Origin of the sequence: Achromobacter sp. ACM02 (assembly GCF_014851605.1) — a bacterium.
GTDB classification, from domain to species: domain Bacteria; phylum Pseudomonadota; class Gammaproteobacteria; order Burkholderiales; family Burkholderiaceae_B; genus Achromobacter; species Achromobacter aegrifaciens.
In genome coordinates, this window is record NZ_JACUZY010000004.1 from 354388 (window position 1) to 368528 (window position 14141).

Sequence of the window (14141 nt, forward strand, 5' to 3'; positions counted from 1 at the left end):
CGCATGTCGGACTTCCGCATCACGCCCAACGCGCTCAGCCGCAAGCTGAAGCTGCACCAATTGCAGGTGTTCGAGCGCGTGCTGGCATGCCGTTCGCTGTCGCGCGCCGCCAGCGAGCTGCATCTGACCCAGCCCACCGTCACCAAGGCCATCCACGAACTGGAGACCTTCTTCGGCGCGTCACTGTTCGACCGTTCCAACCGCGGCGTCACGCCGACCGAGCTGGCCGTGGTGCTGGGCCGCCGGGTCCAGGCCATGATGGCCGAGATCCGCTACATGGCCGACGACATCGACGCGGTGCTGGGCGGGGCCAGCGGCCATGTGGTGGTGGGTACGCTCATCGCTGCGTCGGCCAAGCTGCTGCCCGAGGCGATTGCGCGCCTGATGACCGCGCACCCCGGCATCCAGGTCAGCGTGCGCGAAGGGCCGACCTCCCAGTTGCTGCCGGCGCTGGCCACGGGCGACCTGGACATCGTGGTGGGCCGCCTGCCCGGCGCCGACATGGCATCGATCTCCGGCGTGGCGGTGGACCATCACAAGCTGTACCGCGAGGAGCTGTGCCTGGTGGCGCGCGCCGCCCATCCCCTGGCCGGCGCGCCGTCCGCACCGCTGGCCGCGCTGACCGATCACATCTGGATCCTGCCCGCCGCCAGCTCGCCGCTGCGCGCTTCGATCGAGCGCAGCTTCCTGGACGCCGGCCTGCGCCTGCCGGCCCGGCATGTCGAATCGCTATCGCTCCTGACCAATATCGGCGTGCTCATGCACAGCGACGCGCTGGCGCTGCTGCCTTACGACGCGGCAGCGCCGTTCCTGGCCACGGGCATGCTCGCGCGCCTGCCCACCGACGCCTTCGGCGCATTCGGCGACGTGGGCTACTCGGTGCGCGCGGACCGCCCGCTGACGCCGGCCTGCCAGCGCCTGGTGGACCATCTGAAGCAGATCGCGGCGCAGCGCGCTGAAGCCGTCGGTTGACAGACAGGTCAGGGTTATCCCGCCATAGACAAGCCGCATACCCGGCGGCGTAATTTCTATTGTGCAGGCCCGCAAGGTCCCGCCTAGACTGCGGGCTATGGGGCAGCCCCGGTCCGCCCCCCAGACTTCCGGAGATCCGCATGCCTGCCTATGGCCCGCCGTTGAACTTCCAGCGCTGGATAGACGACCACGCGCACCTGCTCAAGCCACCGGTCGGCAACCAGCAGATCTGGCAGGACGCCGACTTCATCGTCACCGTGGTCGGCGGCCCGAACCACCGCACCGACTACCACGACGACCCGCTGGAAGAGTTCTTCTACCAATTGCGCGGCAACGCCTGGCTGTCGCTGTGGGTGGACGGCAAGCCCGAGCGCGTGGATCTGAAGGAAGGCGATATTTTCCTTCTGCCGCCGCACGTGCGGCATTCGCCGCAACGACCCGAGACCGACAGCGCCTGCCTGGTCATCGAACGCCAGCGCCCTGAAGGCTTGCTGGACGGCTTCGAATGGTATTGCCCGCAATGCCGCAGCCTGGTGCACCGCGTGGAGGTACAGCTCAAGAGCATCGTGACCGACCTGCCGCCGCTGTTCCAGGCCTTTTATTCCAGCACCGAGAAACGCACCTGTCCCAGCTGCGGCGAGATCCATCCGGGCAAGGGGCATGCGCCCTCCGCGCAGGCGGCCCCGGCCTAGGGGCGTTTCCTTTTGCCCAATCTTGCGCCACACCGCCACGCGCCCGACCGACTTCTTTTCCTTTGCACATGACCCAGAAAATCGACATGCACGCGCACTTCTTCCCGCCGATCACCCGGCAGGAAGCGGCGGCACTGGACCCCGTCAACGCGCCCTGGCTGCGGCTGGACGGCGACGGTTCGAGCGGCCAGATCATGGCGGGTGACCGCCCGTTCCGCCCGGTGGACGCCACCTTGTGGGACCCGGCCCTGCGCCTGGAACAGATGGACCGCAACGGCGTAGACCTGCAGATCCTCTGCGCGACGCCCATCATGTTCGGCTACTCCTATCCGGCCCGGGCCGCCGCCGACTGGGCGGCGCGCATGAACGACCTGGCGCTGGAACACTGCGCCCATGCGCCAGCGCGCCTGAAGGCGCTGGCGCAGGTGCCGCTGCAGGATCTGGAGCTGGCCTGCAAGGAAGCGTCGCGCGCCCGCGCCGCCGGCCACCTGGGTGTGCAGATCGGCAACCACGTCGGCCCGCGCGACCTGGACGACGAGACCCTGGTGCAGTTCCTGATCCACTGCGCCAACGATCACATCCCGGTGCTGGTGCATCCCTGGGACATGATGACCGACGGCCGCATGAAGAAATGGATGTTGCCGTGGCTGGTCTCCATGCCCGCTGAAACCCAGCTGGGCATCCTGTCGCTGATCCTGTCCGGCGCGTTCGAGCGCATCCCGCGCAGCCTGAAGCTCTGTTTCGCGCACGGCGGCGGCAGCTTCGCCTTCCTGCTGGGCCGCGTGGACAATGCCTGGCGCCATCGCGACATCATCCGCCAGGACTGTCCGCAGCTGCCCTCTTCGTACACCGACCGCTTCTACACCGACAGCGCGGTGTTCGACCCGCGCGCGCTGCGCCTGCTGATCGACGTAATGGGCGAAGACCGGGTGCTGCTAGGATCCGACTACCCCTATCCCCTGGGCGAACAGGAAGTGGGCAAGCTGGTGACCCACGCTGGCCTGCTGCCGGACGTGCAGCAGAAGATTCTGAGCCGCAACACGATGGAGTTCTTCGGCCTGGTCCGCTGACGCTTCCTGCGTAGCGGGACGGCTGCGCTCAGGCCTGGCCGTCCAGCGGTGTGAACGGCGGCAGCGCAAGCCCCAACCTGGCGCTCCATTCGGCCATTTCGGCCTTCAAGGCCGGCGGCACCGGAATCCCCGCGGCCTGGCGCTGCGCCTGCGAGGCCAGTTCGGGATCGCCCGGCATGCGTGGCGAACCGGGCTGCGCCGCCAGTTCGGCCGCCATGCCCGCCACCACGGCGGCCAACGTCGCGCCGCCCGCGAACCGGGCGGGATCGATGACGATGAAGAACGCCCCGAGTTCGCGTGGACGATCCAGCTGCTCGTACATGGGACCGATGTGCGGTCCATGGGGATTGCCGTTGAGCGGCCCGCACAAGAGTTCGACCATCATCGCCAGGCCGTAGCCCTTGTGGCCGTAGTCGCCGCCCAAGGGCGTCAAGGCGCGGACACGCCGCGCGTCGGTCACGCTACGTCCCTCGGCGTCCAGCGCCACGCCTCCGGGCAGTTCTGCGCCGTCGCGGCGCGCGTTCATGACGCGATTCCATGGGATTGAGGTCGTCGCCATGTCCAGGCACAGCGGCTCGCCATCCTGTCTGGGGAAAGCGAAGGAAATGGGGTTGGTGCCGAAATACGGTTGCCGGCCGCCGAACGGCGCGGCAATGGAATCGGAATGCGTGTAGGCCATGCCGATCAGCCCTTGCCGAGCGGCCGCGCGCGTGTACAGGCCGATGGCTCCGCAATGCGAAGAGTCGCTGACGCCGACGGCGCCCACGCCCGCCTCGCGCGCCAGCGCCATGGCCGTCTCGTTGGCCCGGTGCGCCACCACGATGCCATGGCCCCTGCCGCCATGCACCTGCGCACAAGCCGCCCCGCTCTGCTCGACACGGATTTGTGGCCGCGCCAGGATGGAGCCATGGACGACCCGGTTCAGGTAGTGCGGCAGCCGCGCGATGCCATGCGAGTCAATGCCCCACAGGCTGGTCTGCGCCAGGCTGGACGCCAGGCAGTGGCCGTCGTCTTCATTGAAATCCAGGACCCGCAAGCACGCTTCGCCCCATTCCTGCCAATGCGCCGCGCCCACGCCTTCCGACCTTGCCATGCTGCGCTCCTTATGGATGCTGGCGGCGCGCCGCCAGCGGTCAAGCGGCCGGCACGGGCTGCGCCGAGTCTTCCCTCGCCGCGTCCTGCTCCAGGGCCTCCAGCGCGCCCAGCACGCCCAGCGTGCGCAGGCGTTCCAGCTGCAGGGCCAGCGCCTCGACAAAAGCGGGCTTGCTGCCCAGATCGCCGAACACAGGCCGGAATCCCGCCATCACAGTGGCTCGCCGATGCGCTGCCTGGGAAGGGGCCGAAGCCGTTGCGGCCACCTCGGCGCGCGCCAGCAGTTTGGCAAGCGCGCTGGCCAGCGGATCCTGGATGGCATAAGTGTTGCCCTGCTCGTCGTATCCGCGCAGGTAATGCAGCCAGGCGGCTACGGACATGGCCAGCCGGCTGAAATCGTCGCCCCGTTGCTTGCGGTCGCGGATGGCGGCCAGCAGGCGCTGCGGCACCTTCTGCGAACCATCCATCGCGACCTGCCGGGTGAGGTGAGGCAGCGCCGGATTGGACACGCGCGCCAGGAAGCGCTGGCGATACTCATCCAGCCCTGATCCCGGAACGCCGCGCAGCGTGGGCGCAAGCTCCAGCCGCATCATGTCGTCCACATAGCGGCGCAGCGCCGGCGTCGCGGCGGCTTCGCTATTGGTGCGCAGACCCAGCATCGAGCCCAGGTACGCGAACGCGGAATGCGGCGCGTTGACCATGCGCAGCTTCAGGCGTTCGTATGGCGCCGCGTTGCGCACGAAGTTCGCGCCGGCCGCGTCCCAGGCAGGCCTGCCGGCCGCGAACTTGTCCTCGATGACCCAGTTGAGGAAGGGTTCACCCACCACCGGCCAGGCGTCCTCGAATCCCAGGCGCTCTGCCACGCGCGCGCGGTCTTCGTCCTGCGTGCCCGGCACGATGCGGTCCACCATGGAATTCGGAAAAGTGCAGTTGTTGTCGATCCATGCGGTCAGGCCCACGTCGACCCGCAAGGCGAAGGCCAGCACCAGGCTGCGCAGCGTGTCACCGTTGGCGTGCAGGTTGTCGCAGGACAGCAGCGTGACGGGGGGCAAGCTGCGTTCGCGCCGCAGCGCCAGGCCGTACACCAGGATGCCGATGGTGCTGCGCGGCCTGACCGGATGCGCAAGGTCGTGCACGATGTCCGGGTCATCCCAGCGCAGGTGGCCGGTGGACGGTTCGTGGCTGTAGCCCTTCTCGGTGACGGTCAGGCTGACGATGCGCGTCTGGGCGGACGCGATGCGCTCCAGCACCGCCTGGGGATCTTCCTCGGCCACCACGACCCGCAACACCGACCCGACCACCCGCAACTGTTCCCGCAACTGCCCATCCGGGCCGGCGTCGCGCAGCGCCAGGGTGTACAGGCCGTCCTGCGGCGTCAGCGCGTCGCGCGTGGCGGGGCTGCGCAGCGAAACGCCCACGATGCCCCAACTCAGGTCCCCGCTGGCGGCCATGGCCAGGTCCGTCACCACCGCCTGGTGGGCGCGGTGGAAAGCGCCTATGCCCAGATGCACAATGCCGGGCGTGACCCGGCTGCGGTCATAGGCGGGAGATTCCACGTCCTCGGGCAGATGCGCCAGGGACTCCGAATTCAAACGTTCGAGCATGGATTACCAGTGCCATAGTGCGCCATCATGCGCCTGCCGGTTGACCGGCAGGTAGGCGCGTTGGTAGGGATATCTGGCGGCGAGCTTTTCGTCGATGTCGACACCATGGCCCGGCGCGTCGCCAGGGTATAGCATGCCCTGATTGAAGCTGTAAGCGTGGGGAAACACTGCGTCCGTTTCGTCCGTGTGCCGCATGTACTCCTGGATGCCGAAATTCGGCACCCACAGGTCGAAATGCAGAGCGGCTCCCATGCAGGCTGGCGACAGGTCGGTGGCGCCATGGCAGCCGGTCCGCACCTGATAGAGCGCGGCCAGATCGGCAATGCGGCGCAGATGCGTGATGCCGCCCGCATGCACCACCGTGGCGCGGATGTAGTCGATCAGCTGGTTTTCGATCAGGTCCTTGCAGTCCCAGATGGTGTTGAAGACTTCGCCCACCGCGATCGGCGTGACCGTGTGCTGGCGGATCAGCCGGAAGGCTTCCTGGTTTTCCGCGGGCGTGGCGTCCTCCATCCAGAACAGGCGGTAGGGCTCCAGCGACTTGCCCAGGCGGCCGGCCTCGATGGGCGTGAGCCGGTGATGCACATCGTGCAGCAGATGGGTGTCCCAGCCCACTGCGTCGCGCACCCGCTGGAACAGGCGCGGCGCGTGGTCCAGATACTTTTCCGTGGACCAATCGTGCTCGGACGGCAGGGAGCCGTCGGCGGGTTCGTAGAACATGCGGCCGCGCCCCACGCCATAGACCGAGTTCAGGCCCGGCACCCCGCTTTGCGCGCGGATGGCCAGATAGCCCATCTCGCGGTAGCGCAGCACCTCGTCCACGGTTTCGTCGATGTCGCGGCCATTGGCGTGGCCGTAGACCATGACGCCCGAACGGCTCTTGCCGCCCAGCAACTGGTACAGCGGCATGCCTGCGGCCTTGGCCTTGATGTCCCACAAGGCCGTGTCCACGGCGGCGATCGCAGACATGGTGACCGGACCGCGCCGCCAATATGCGCCGCGGTACAGGTACTGCCAGATATCCTCGATCTGCTGCGGATCGCGGCCGATGAGGCAGGGAATCACGTGCTCGGTCAGGTAGGCCGCCACGGCCAGCTCACGGCCATTGAGCGTGGCATCGCCGATGCCGTACAGGCCTTCATCGGTTTCGATCTTCAAGGTAACGAAATTGCGGCCGGGGCTGCAGACGATGACGCGCGCTTGGGTAATCTTCATGGATAGTCCTGTGGAATGCTGGAAACCCCTGGCCGACGCCGGGCGCCTACATCACCGCGCCCAACTGCCAAGGCACGAACTCGTTCTGGCCGTAGCCATGTTCCTCGCTGCGCGTGCGCCGGCCCGAGGCTGTTTCCAGCATCAGACGGAATATGCGCTCGCCCATGCCGGCCACGCTTTGCGCGCCGTCAACCACTTCGCCGCAATTGATGTCGATGTCGTCGGACTGCCGTTGCCACAGCGCCGTGTTGGTCGACAGCTTCAAGGACGGCGCGGGCGCACAGCCGTAGGCCGAGCCGCGGCCGGTGGTGAAGCAGATCAGGTTGGCGCCGCCCGCGACCTGGCCGGTGGCGGACACCGGGTCGTAGCCCGGCGTATCCATGAACACCAGCCCGCGCGCCCTCACCGTTTCGGCGTATTCGTACACGTCGGCCAGGCGGGTCGTGCCGCTCTTGGCGATGGCGCCCAGGGATTTCTCCAGGATGGTGGTCAGCCCGCCCGCCTTGTTCCCGGCCGAGGGGTTGTTGTCCATTTCCGCATCGTTGCGGGCGCAGTAGTCCTCCCACCAGCGCAGCCGGGCCAGCAGCTTGGCCGCGACTTCGGGCGTGGCGGCGCGCCGGGTCAGCAGGTGCTCGCCGCCATAGATCTCCGGCGTCTCCGACAGGATGGCGCTGCCGCCATGGCGTACCAGCAGGTCCACTGCGGCGCCCAGCGCCGGATTGGCGCTGATGCCCGAATAGCCGTCGGACCCGCCGCATTGCAGGCCCACGGTCAACATGCTTGCAGGCACGGGCTGGCGCTGGACGCGGTCGGCCTGCGCCAGCATGGCGCGCACCAGTTCAATGCCATGCTCCACGGTCTTGCGCGTGCCGCCGGTCTCCTGGATGTTGAAGGTATGCAGCAAGCCGCTCTCGCGCAGCCCCTCCTGCTCCATCAGGCCGCCGATCTGGTTGGTTTCGCAGCCCAGGCCCAGCACCAGCAGCCCCGCGAAATTGGGATGGCGGGCGTAGCCGCCCAGCGTGCGGCGCAAGAGGCGCAGCGGTTCGCCCTCGCTGCCCGTGGCGCAGCCGGCGCCATGCGTCAGCGCCACCACTCCGTCCACGTTGGGATAGGCCGCCAGCGCGTCCGGATGGATATCGCGACGGAAATGGTCGGCGATCGCGCGCGCGGCGGTGGCCGAACAGTTCACGCTGGTGAGGATGCCGATGTAGTTGCGCGTGGCGACGCGGCCGTCGGCGCGCACGATGCCGTCGAACTGCGCGGGCGCGTCGACGTAATCGGTGGCGCGCGCGTCGACGCCCACGGCGTAATCGCGCTCGAAGTCGGAGAACTCCAGGTTGTGCGTGTGGACATGCGCGCCGGGCGCGATGTCGCAGCGCGCGACACCGATGATCTGGTTGTAGCGGCGCACCGGCTCGCCCGCGGCGATGGCGCGCGTTGCCACCTTGTGCCCTGGCGGCACCAGGCCGCGCACGACGACGTCTTCGCCAGCCAGGCGCGTGCCGCCGGCCAGCTGGCGCCTGGCGATCACCACATTGTCCGCCGGGTGGATGCGTATGACGGCGGTATCGGTTTCAGACATGAATGCCTCCTGGCGTTCTCGCGCCGCTAACCGTCGATCAGCGCAGGATCCCAGGCGTGGACGCGCTGCTGCTGTTCGCCCAGGCCGGCAATGCCCAGCCGCATCTCGTCGCCGGCCTTCAGGTACACGGGCGCCGGCTTCTGGCCCATGCCCACGCCCGGCGGCGTGCCGGTGCTGATCAGGTCTCCCGGGTACAGGGTCATGAAGCGGCTGACGTAGGACACCAGTTGCGCCACGCCGAACACCATGGTGCGGGTGCTGCCGTTCTGATAGCGCTTGCCATTGACGTCCAGCCACATGTCCAGCGCCTGCGGGTCGGCGATCTCGTCGGCGGTGACCAGCCACGGGCCGACCGGGCCGAAGGTATCGCAGCCCTTGCCCTTGTCCCAGGTACCGCCGCGCTCGATCTGGTATTCACGCTCGGACACGTCGTTGACCACGCAATAACCGGCCACGTGCTTCATGGCGTCCGCCTCGCTGACGTAGCGGGCCCGCTCGCCGATCACCACGCCCAGCTCGACTTCCCAGTCGGTCTTGACGGAGTCCTGCGGCAGCACCACAGGATCGTTGCAGCCGACCACGGCCGAGGTTGGCTTCATGAAGACCACAGGCTCGGCCGGCACCGGCAGGCCCGACTCCGCTGCGTGGTCGGCGTAGTTCAGACCGATGCAGATGAACTTGCCCATGCCGCTCCAGGGCGGAGCCAGGCGGCCCGGGCGATCCACCGGCGGCAGGCTGGCCGGGTCCAGCGCGCGCAGCGGCGCAAGGCCGGCGCGCGTGAGCGTGGCGGCGCCTATGTCCGGCAGGACCGCCGACAGGTCCCGCACCTGCCCGCGGGCGTCCAGCATTCCGGGCTTCTCCGCGCCTTTCGCACCATAGCGCAACAGTTTCATCGCATGTTCCTCATGTGTGTAGTAAATGTTCAGTTCGACCAGCCGCCGTCGATGACCTGGGCGGTGCCGGTGGTAAAGGCGGACTCGTCGCTGGCAAGGTACACCGCCAGCAGGGCGATTTCCTCGGCGCTGCCGATGCGGCCCATGGGCTGGCGGGCGACGAAGGCGGCCTCCACCACGGCCAGCGTCTGCCCGCCGGCGCTGGCCTGCGCTTCGATGCGCTGGCGCAGCGAAGGCGATTCCACCGTGCCCGGGCAGATGGCGTTGCAGCGTATGCCCTGCCCGACGTAATCCGCGGCCACGGACTTGGTCAGCCCGATCACCGCTGCCTTGGTGGCGCCGTAGACGCAGCGGTTGGGCGCGCCCTTGATGCTGGACGCCACCGAGGCCATGTTGACGATGGAGCCCCCGCCCCGCGCCAGCATGCCGGGCAGGCAGGCGCGGATCATGCGGTACATGGACTTCACGTTCAGTTCGAACGAGAAGTCCCAGGCTTTTTCATCGCAGTCCAGGATGGTTCCGGCATGCACGAAGCCGGCGCCGTTGAACAATACGTCCACCGGCCCCGCCTCGGCGACCAGCGCGCCGATGGCGGCGGCGTCGGTCACGTCCAGCACGCGGCGCCGGCATCCCGCCAGCGTCTCCAGCGCCCCGCCGTTGATGTCCAGCGCCAGCACGTCGGCGCCTTCGCGGGCATAGGCCTCGGCCACGGCGCGGCCTATGCCTTGCCCCGCGGCGGTGACGACGGCGGTCTTGCCTTGCAGCCTTCCAGTCATGACGTTTTCCTCTTTACTTGGCCATGCCCATGGCGGTGGGCAGCCAGAGCGTGATCTGGGGGATATAGGTAATGGCGATCAGCGCCACGAACAGGGGCACCAGCCATGGCAGGATCGCGACCGTGGTCCGTTCCACCGACAGCTTGGACACGCGCGCCAGCACGAACAGCACCATGCCCATGGGCGGGTGCAGCAGACCGATCATCAGGTTCAGCGTCATGATCAGGCCGAAATGGATCGGATCGATGCCGAGCTTGAGCACGATGGGCAGCAGGATAGGCACCAGGATGGTGATGGCGGCGATAGTGTCGATGAAGCAGCCCACGATCAGGATCAGGACGTTGGCCATCAGCAGGAACACCCATTTGTTCTGGGTCACGCTGAGTATGCCGTCGGTCAGCGCCTGGGCCGCCTGGGTGGTGGTCAGCAACCAGGCGAACACCGAGGCTGCGGTGACGATGAACAGCACCGACGCCGTGGTCTCGATGGTGTCGAAAGTCGCCTTGGCCAAGGTCCGCAAGGTCATGGAGCGATAGCGCACCAGTCCCAGGAACAACGCCCATATCACCGCGGCCACCGCGGCCTCCGTGGGCGTGAACCAGCCCAGCGTCATGCCGCCGATCAGGATGACGGGCGCCATCAGCGCCATCACCGCCGAAAAGTTGTAGCGCCAGTCCAGCGCCAGCAACACGGCAAAGGCGATGCCTGCTGCCAGGTTCGCCGACATGCCGGCCTCGGTCATGAGCCAGATCGCCAGCGGGAACGCCAGCACGATGCCGACTTCCAGCCCGGCGGCGCCCAGGCGCTTCCAGTCGAAGGACACGTCGCCGCCCCAGTTGTTGCGGCGCGCGTAATAGGCCACGGTCAGCATCATCAGCACGGTCAGGACTGCGCCGGGAATCAGGCCGGCCAGGAACAGCGAGCCGATCGACACGTTGGCCATCATGCCGTAGATGACGAAGGGCAGCGACGGCGGAATGATGGGACCCAGCGTGGCCGAGGCGGCCGTCACCCCCACCGCGAACTCGGTTTCGTAGCCGTGATCCTTCATGGCCTTGATTTCGATGGTGCCCAGGCCCGCGGCGTCGGCAATGGCCGTACCCGACATGCCGGCGAACACCACCGAACCGATGATGTTCACCTGCCCCAGTCCGCCGCGCATCCAGCCCACCAGCGCAACCGCGAAGTTATAGATGCGGCCGGTGATGCCCGCGATGTTCATCAGGTTGCCGGCCAGGATGAAGAACGGCACGGCCAGCAGGGGGAAGGACTCCACCCCCGCGATCATGCGCTGCGCCACCACCACGTCGGGCACGCTGCCCGAAATCAGCACGAACAGCAGCGATGCGCCTGCCATGGCCACCGCCACCGGCAGGCCGAAGATCATCAACAGCAGAAAGGTTCCGATCAGTATGCCCATGTCTCGCTTCCGGTTGTCGTTGTCGGATTCCGGGGCCGCCCCGGCTAGTCCTGCGACTCGTAGGCCGCGGGGTTTTCCAGGATGGAGTAGCCCTGGCGCCAATTGCAGATCGACACCTGCACCGAGCGCAGGAACATCAGGACGAATCCCGCCAACGCCATCCAGTAGACATAGGCCTTGTTCCAGAACAGCGTGGTCATGGGCTCGTCGCCCACCAGCGCGATGTAGCGGTAGGTGAGCCACACCGCATAACCGAAGAACGCCGTGCGCAGCAGGTCGATGACGGTGGCCAGCGTGCGACCGACAGGGCGCGGCAGGTAGCGGTACAGGAAATCCACCTGGATGTGGCGGCAGGCGCGCACGCACATGGCCGAGCCTATGAACACCACGCCGATCAGGCAATAGACGGCCAGTTCCTCGGTCCAGGCGTAGGAGTCGTTAAGCACATAGCGCGAAAAGAACTGCAGGAAGACCAGCAGCGCCATGGTCCAGAAAATACCCAGGCAGATCCAGTCCTCGGGCTGGTAGCCCGCCAGGCTGACCTCGTGATGATCGGCTTCCTCGAAACTCTGGACGATCTCCTGCGCCGTGGCGGGCGGCTGGTGCCCCGCGGGATGGACAGGGTTGTTGCTGGCGGCCGCCATCACGGCGGCCTTGGCATCGGAATGCATGGCGTTCCCCTTGTGCGGAGTCGGACGGGTCGATGCGGGGCCGCGGGGCGGCCCCGGGCGCGCTTACTTCACGGCCTGGATCCGTTCCCAATCCGATTTTTCGTAGCCGTACTGCTTGAACGGCACTTTCTCCAGCACGGTGTCGCGGAAGTCCTGGACGTTCACCTCCGCCACGTTCAGGCCGCGCTTGCGAAACACCTCGACCATCTTCTTCTCGCTTTCGGCGACCTCGGCGGAAGCCTTCTCGGCCGCCTGCTGCGCCACTTCGGCAAAGATCTTCTTGTCCTCGTCGGACAGGCTCTTCCACAGCTTGCCCGAGATCACCGTGTTCAGGTGATCGACGATATGGCCGGTGAGGATGATGTTCTTCTGCACTTCGTAGAACTTCTTGGCCTCGATGGTGGTGAGCGGGTTCTCCTGCGCCTCAACGGTGCCGTTCTGCAAAGCCAGGTAGACCTCGGCGAAGGCGATCGGCGCGGTGTTGGCCCCGCAGGCGCGCGGCATGGCCAGATAGGCGGCCACGTCAGGCACACGGATCTTCAGGCCCTTCATTTCGGAACACTTGGTGAAGGGTCGGTTGGACGTGGTCTGGCGCGTACCGTAGTAGGTGGTGGCGACGATGTGGTTGCCGCTCTTCTCGTCGTAGCCGCGCGTGAGCTCCTTGTAGATATCGCTCTTGGTGTAGGCGATCAGGTGCTCGGGATTGCGGAAGATGTAGGGGTAGTACGTGACGCCGATGCGGGGAAAGCTCTTGGCCGCGAAGCTGGAGCCGGAGATGATCATATCCACCGTGCCCAGGGTCAGGCCCTGGTTGATGTCGTTTTCCTTGCCCAGCTGCGAGGCCGGGTATACGTCGATCTGGTAACGGCCGTTGGTGCGCTTGCCGATTTCCTGCGCCGCCCAGACGGAGGCGGTATGGAAGGGTTCGGATGTCTCGTACACGTGGGCCCACTTGAGCTTGGTCTGCGCCACTACGCTGCCGCTGGCGGCGAGCGCCAGGGCGGCAACCAGCGCCTTGACGGCGTTGCCTAGGTTCATGTCGTCTCCTCGTTGTTTTTTGAATGCCCGGCGTGGCGGCCCATGGTGAGCCGCCAGCGGGGTCACGCTTCAACTACAAGTTGCACCTTGGTACTGCGACTGCGATCCGCCGCCAGCTCGAAGGCCTCGAACGCCTGCGACAACGGCAACTGCGCGCTCATCAGGGGCCGCACGTCCACCTTGCGCGTACGCAGGTAGGACACGGCCCAATCGAACTCCACGCCCGCGCGGAACGCGCCGACGTAGTCGAGCTCCCGCGCCATGATGTTGTTGGCCGGAAACGCGATGCCCTCGGCGGGCAACGTTCCCACTTGCACGATGCGGCCGCCGCGCCGCGTCGCCGTCAGGCAGGTCGCCAGCGCCGCCGGGCTGCCGGCGGCCTCGATGCTGATGTCGGCGATATCGGCCAGATCGGCGGGCGCGAGCTGGTCGCTGCGCACGGCCAGGTCGGCGCCGACCTGGCGCGCCATGTCCAGCGGCCGGTCGGCCACGTCCGCCACGGTCACGTGGGCCGCGCCCGCCAGCCTGGCGGCGAGCACGGTCATGCAACCTATGGTGCCGCCGCCCGTCACCAGCACGCGCTTGCCCATCATGGGACCCGCCCGGTTGACGCCATGCAGGCCGATGGACAGCGGCTCGGCACAGGCGATCTCGCCCAGCGTAACGTCTGCTTCCGGCACCGGCGTGAGTTGGCGTTCGCCCATCACGAAGCGCTCGCGGAACATGCCTTGCACATGCGGATAGATGCTGGCGCTGCCGAGAAAGCGCATGTTGCGGCAAAGATTGTCGCGGCCGGCGCGGCAGTAATCGCAGCCGCCGCAAGGGTGGGAAGGATTGATGGCGACCTTCATGCCCGGCGCCACCGACCGCACGGCAGCGCCCGTGCGCAGCACCACGCCCGAAGCCTCGTGGCCGGGGATGAGGGGTTCGCGGATGACGAAGGCGCCCACGCGGCCATGCAGGAAATAGTGCAGGTCGGATCCGCAGATGCCCGCGGCGCCCAGCCTCAGCTCTACCTCGTGCGGCGCCAGCGGCGCAACTTCGTCCGGTTCCAGGCGCAGGTCGCGCGCCCCGTGGATGCGACAGGCCAGCGTCATGGCGACTTGCTCCTTGGCG

General features: G+C 67.3%; 13 protein-coding genes. 3 read left to right on the forward strand and 10 right to left on the reverse strand.

Features of this window, described 5'->3' with window-relative positions; genetic code table 11:
• Positions 1-3 precede the first annotated feature (3 nt).
• The 3 genes from IB258_RS14195 to IB258_RS14205 all read left to right on the forward strand — a co-directional run bounded on the left by IB258_RS14195 (position 4) and on the right by IB258_RS14205 (position 2734).
• The gene (locus tag IB258_RS14195) at positions 4-972 is read left to right on the forward strand and encodes a LysR substrate-binding domain-containing protein (protein ID WP_175160369.1); all 969 of its coding nucleotides are present in this window, start codon (positions 4-6) and stop codon (positions 970-972) included.
• A 140-nt stretch (positions 973-1112) separates the two neighbouring features.
• Entirely contained in the window at positions 1113-1664 is a 552-nt protein-coding gene (locus IB258_RS14200; RefSeq protein ID WP_119452003.1) for a 3-hydroxyanthranilate 3,4-dioxygenase, read from the forward strand.
• Positions 1665-1732: 68 nt separating this feature from the next.
• Positions 1733-2734: an amidohydrolase family protein gene (locus tag IB258_RS14205; protein WP_125472468.1), complete on the forward strand. Its 1002-nt coding sequence runs from the start codon at positions 1733-1735 to the stop codon at positions 2732-2734.
• Between the two features lie 28 nt (positions 2735-2762).
• Here IB258_RS14205 and IB258_RS14210 read toward each other — a convergent pair whose 3' ends face one another.
• The 10 genes from IB258_RS14210 to IB258_RS14255 all read right to left on the reverse strand — a co-directional run bounded on the left by IB258_RS14210 (position 2763) and on the right by IB258_RS14255 (position 14122).
• On the reverse strand, positions 2763-3827 hold the full coding sequence (locus IB258_RS14210; protein WP_192352759.1) for an Ldh family oxidoreductase: 1065 nt from the start codon (positions 3825-3827) through the stop codon (positions 2763-2765).
• Between the two features lie 40 nt (positions 3828-3867).
• Positions 3868-5430 carry a mannitol dehydrogenase family protein gene (locus IB258_RS14215; protein ID WP_192352760.1) on the reverse strand — a complete coding sequence of 521 codons (1563 nt, stop codon included), beginning with the start codon at positions 5428-5430 and terminating at the stop codon, positions 3868-3870.
• Positions 5431-5433: 3 nt separating this feature from the next.
• The gene (gene manD, locus IB258_RS14220) at positions 5434-6645 is read right to left on the reverse strand and encodes a D-mannonate dehydratase ManD (protein WP_054451915.1); all 1212 of its coding nucleotides are present in this window, start codon (positions 6643-6645) and stop codon (positions 5434-5436) included.
• Positions 6646-6691: 46 nt separating this feature from the next.
• Complete coding sequence (locus tag IB258_RS14225) at positions 6692-8227, reverse strand: UxaA family hydrolase (protein WP_119451998.1); 1536 nt, start codon at positions 8225-8227, stop codon at positions 6692-6694.
• A 26-nt stretch (positions 8228-8253) separates the two neighbouring features.
• Positions 8254-9120 (reverse strand): fumarylacetoacetate hydrolase family protein, encoded by an 867-nt coding sequence (locus IB258_RS14230; RefSeq protein WP_192352761.1) that lies wholly within the window; start codon positions 9118-9120, stop codon positions 8254-8256.
• Between the two features lie 29 nt (positions 9121-9149).
• On the reverse strand, positions 9150-9896 hold the full coding sequence (locus IB258_RS14235) for an SDR family oxidoreductase (protein WP_175160379.1): 747 nt from the start codon (positions 9894-9896) through the stop codon (positions 9150-9152).
• 13 nt (positions 9897-9909) lie between these two features.
• Positions 9910-11316: a TRAP transporter large permease gene (locus IB258_RS14240; RefSeq protein ID WP_175160381.1), complete on the reverse strand. Its 1407-nt coding sequence runs from the start codon at positions 11314-11316 to the stop codon at positions 9910-9912.
• Between the two features lie 44 nt (positions 11317-11360).
• Positions 11361-11987, reverse strand: a complete 627-nt coding sequence (locus tag IB258_RS14245; protein ID WP_125472475.1) for a TRAP transporter small permease — start codon at positions 11985-11987, stop codon at positions 11361-11363.
• Positions 11988-12050: 63 nt separating this feature from the next.
• A complete protein-coding gene (locus tag IB258_RS14250; protein WP_054451920.1) occupies positions 12051-13025 on the reverse strand; it encodes a sialic acid TRAP transporter substrate-binding protein SiaP in 975 nt (324 codons plus the stop codon).
• Between the two features lie 62 nt (positions 13026-13087).
• Complete coding sequence (locus tag IB258_RS14255; RefSeq protein ID WP_192352865.1) at positions 13088-14122, reverse strand: L-idonate 5-dehydrogenase; 1035 nt, start codon at positions 14120-14122, stop codon at positions 13088-13090.
• Positions 14123-14141 lie beyond the last annotated feature (19 nt).

Bases quoted from the DNA above. Each gene is read 5' to 3' on its own strand.
- IB258_RS14195 (WP_175160369.1), top strand. From the start codon at position 4: ATGTCGGACTTCCGCATCACGCCCAACGCGCTCAGCCGCAAGCTGAAG.
- IB258_RS14200 (WP_119452003.1), top strand. From the start codon at position 1,113: ATGCCTGCCTATGGCCCGCCGTTGAACTTCCAGCGCTGGATAGACGAC.
- IB258_RS14205 (WP_125472468.1), top strand. From the start codon at position 1,733: ATGACCCAGAAAATCGACATGCACGCGCACTTCTTCCCGCCGATCACC.
- IB258_RS14210 (WP_192352759.1), bottom strand. From the start codon at position 3,827: ATGGCAAGGTCGGAAGGCGTGGGCGCGGCGCATTGGCAGGAATGGGGC.
- IB258_RS14215 (WP_192352760.1), bottom strand. From the start codon at position 5,430: ATGCTCGAACGTTTGAATTCGGAGTCCCTGGCGCATCTGCCCGAGGAC.
- manD (WP_054451915.1), bottom strand. From the start codon at position 6,645: ATGAAGATTACCCAAGCGCGCGTCATCGTCTGCAGCCCCGGCCGCAAT.
- IB258_RS14225 (WP_119451998.1), bottom strand. From the start codon at position 8,227: ATGTCTGAAACCGATACCGCCGTCATACGCATCCACCCGGCGGACAAT.
- IB258_RS14230 (WP_192352761.1), bottom strand. From the start codon at position 9,120: ATGAAACTGTTGCGCTATGGTGCGAAAGGCGCGGAGAAGCCCGGAATG.
- IB258_RS14235 (WP_175160379.1), bottom strand. From the start codon at position 9,896: ATGACTGGAAGGCTGCAAGGCAAGACCGCCGTCGTCACCGCCGCGGGG.
- IB258_RS14240 (WP_175160381.1), bottom strand. From the start codon at position 11,316: ATGGGCATACTGATCGGAACCTTTCTGCTGTTGATGATCTTCGGCCTG.
- IB258_RS14245 (WP_125472475.1), bottom strand. From the start codon at position 11,987: ATGCATTCCGATGCCAAGGCCGCCGTGATGGCGGCCGCCAGCAACAAC.
- IB258_RS14250 (WP_054451920.1), bottom strand. From the start codon at position 13,025: ATGAACCTAGGCAACGCCGTCAAGGCGCTGGTTGCCGCCCTGGCGCTC.
- IB258_RS14255 (WP_192352865.1), bottom strand. From the start codon at position 14,122: ATGACGCTGGCCTGTCGCATCCACGGGGCGCGCGACCTGCGCCTGGAA.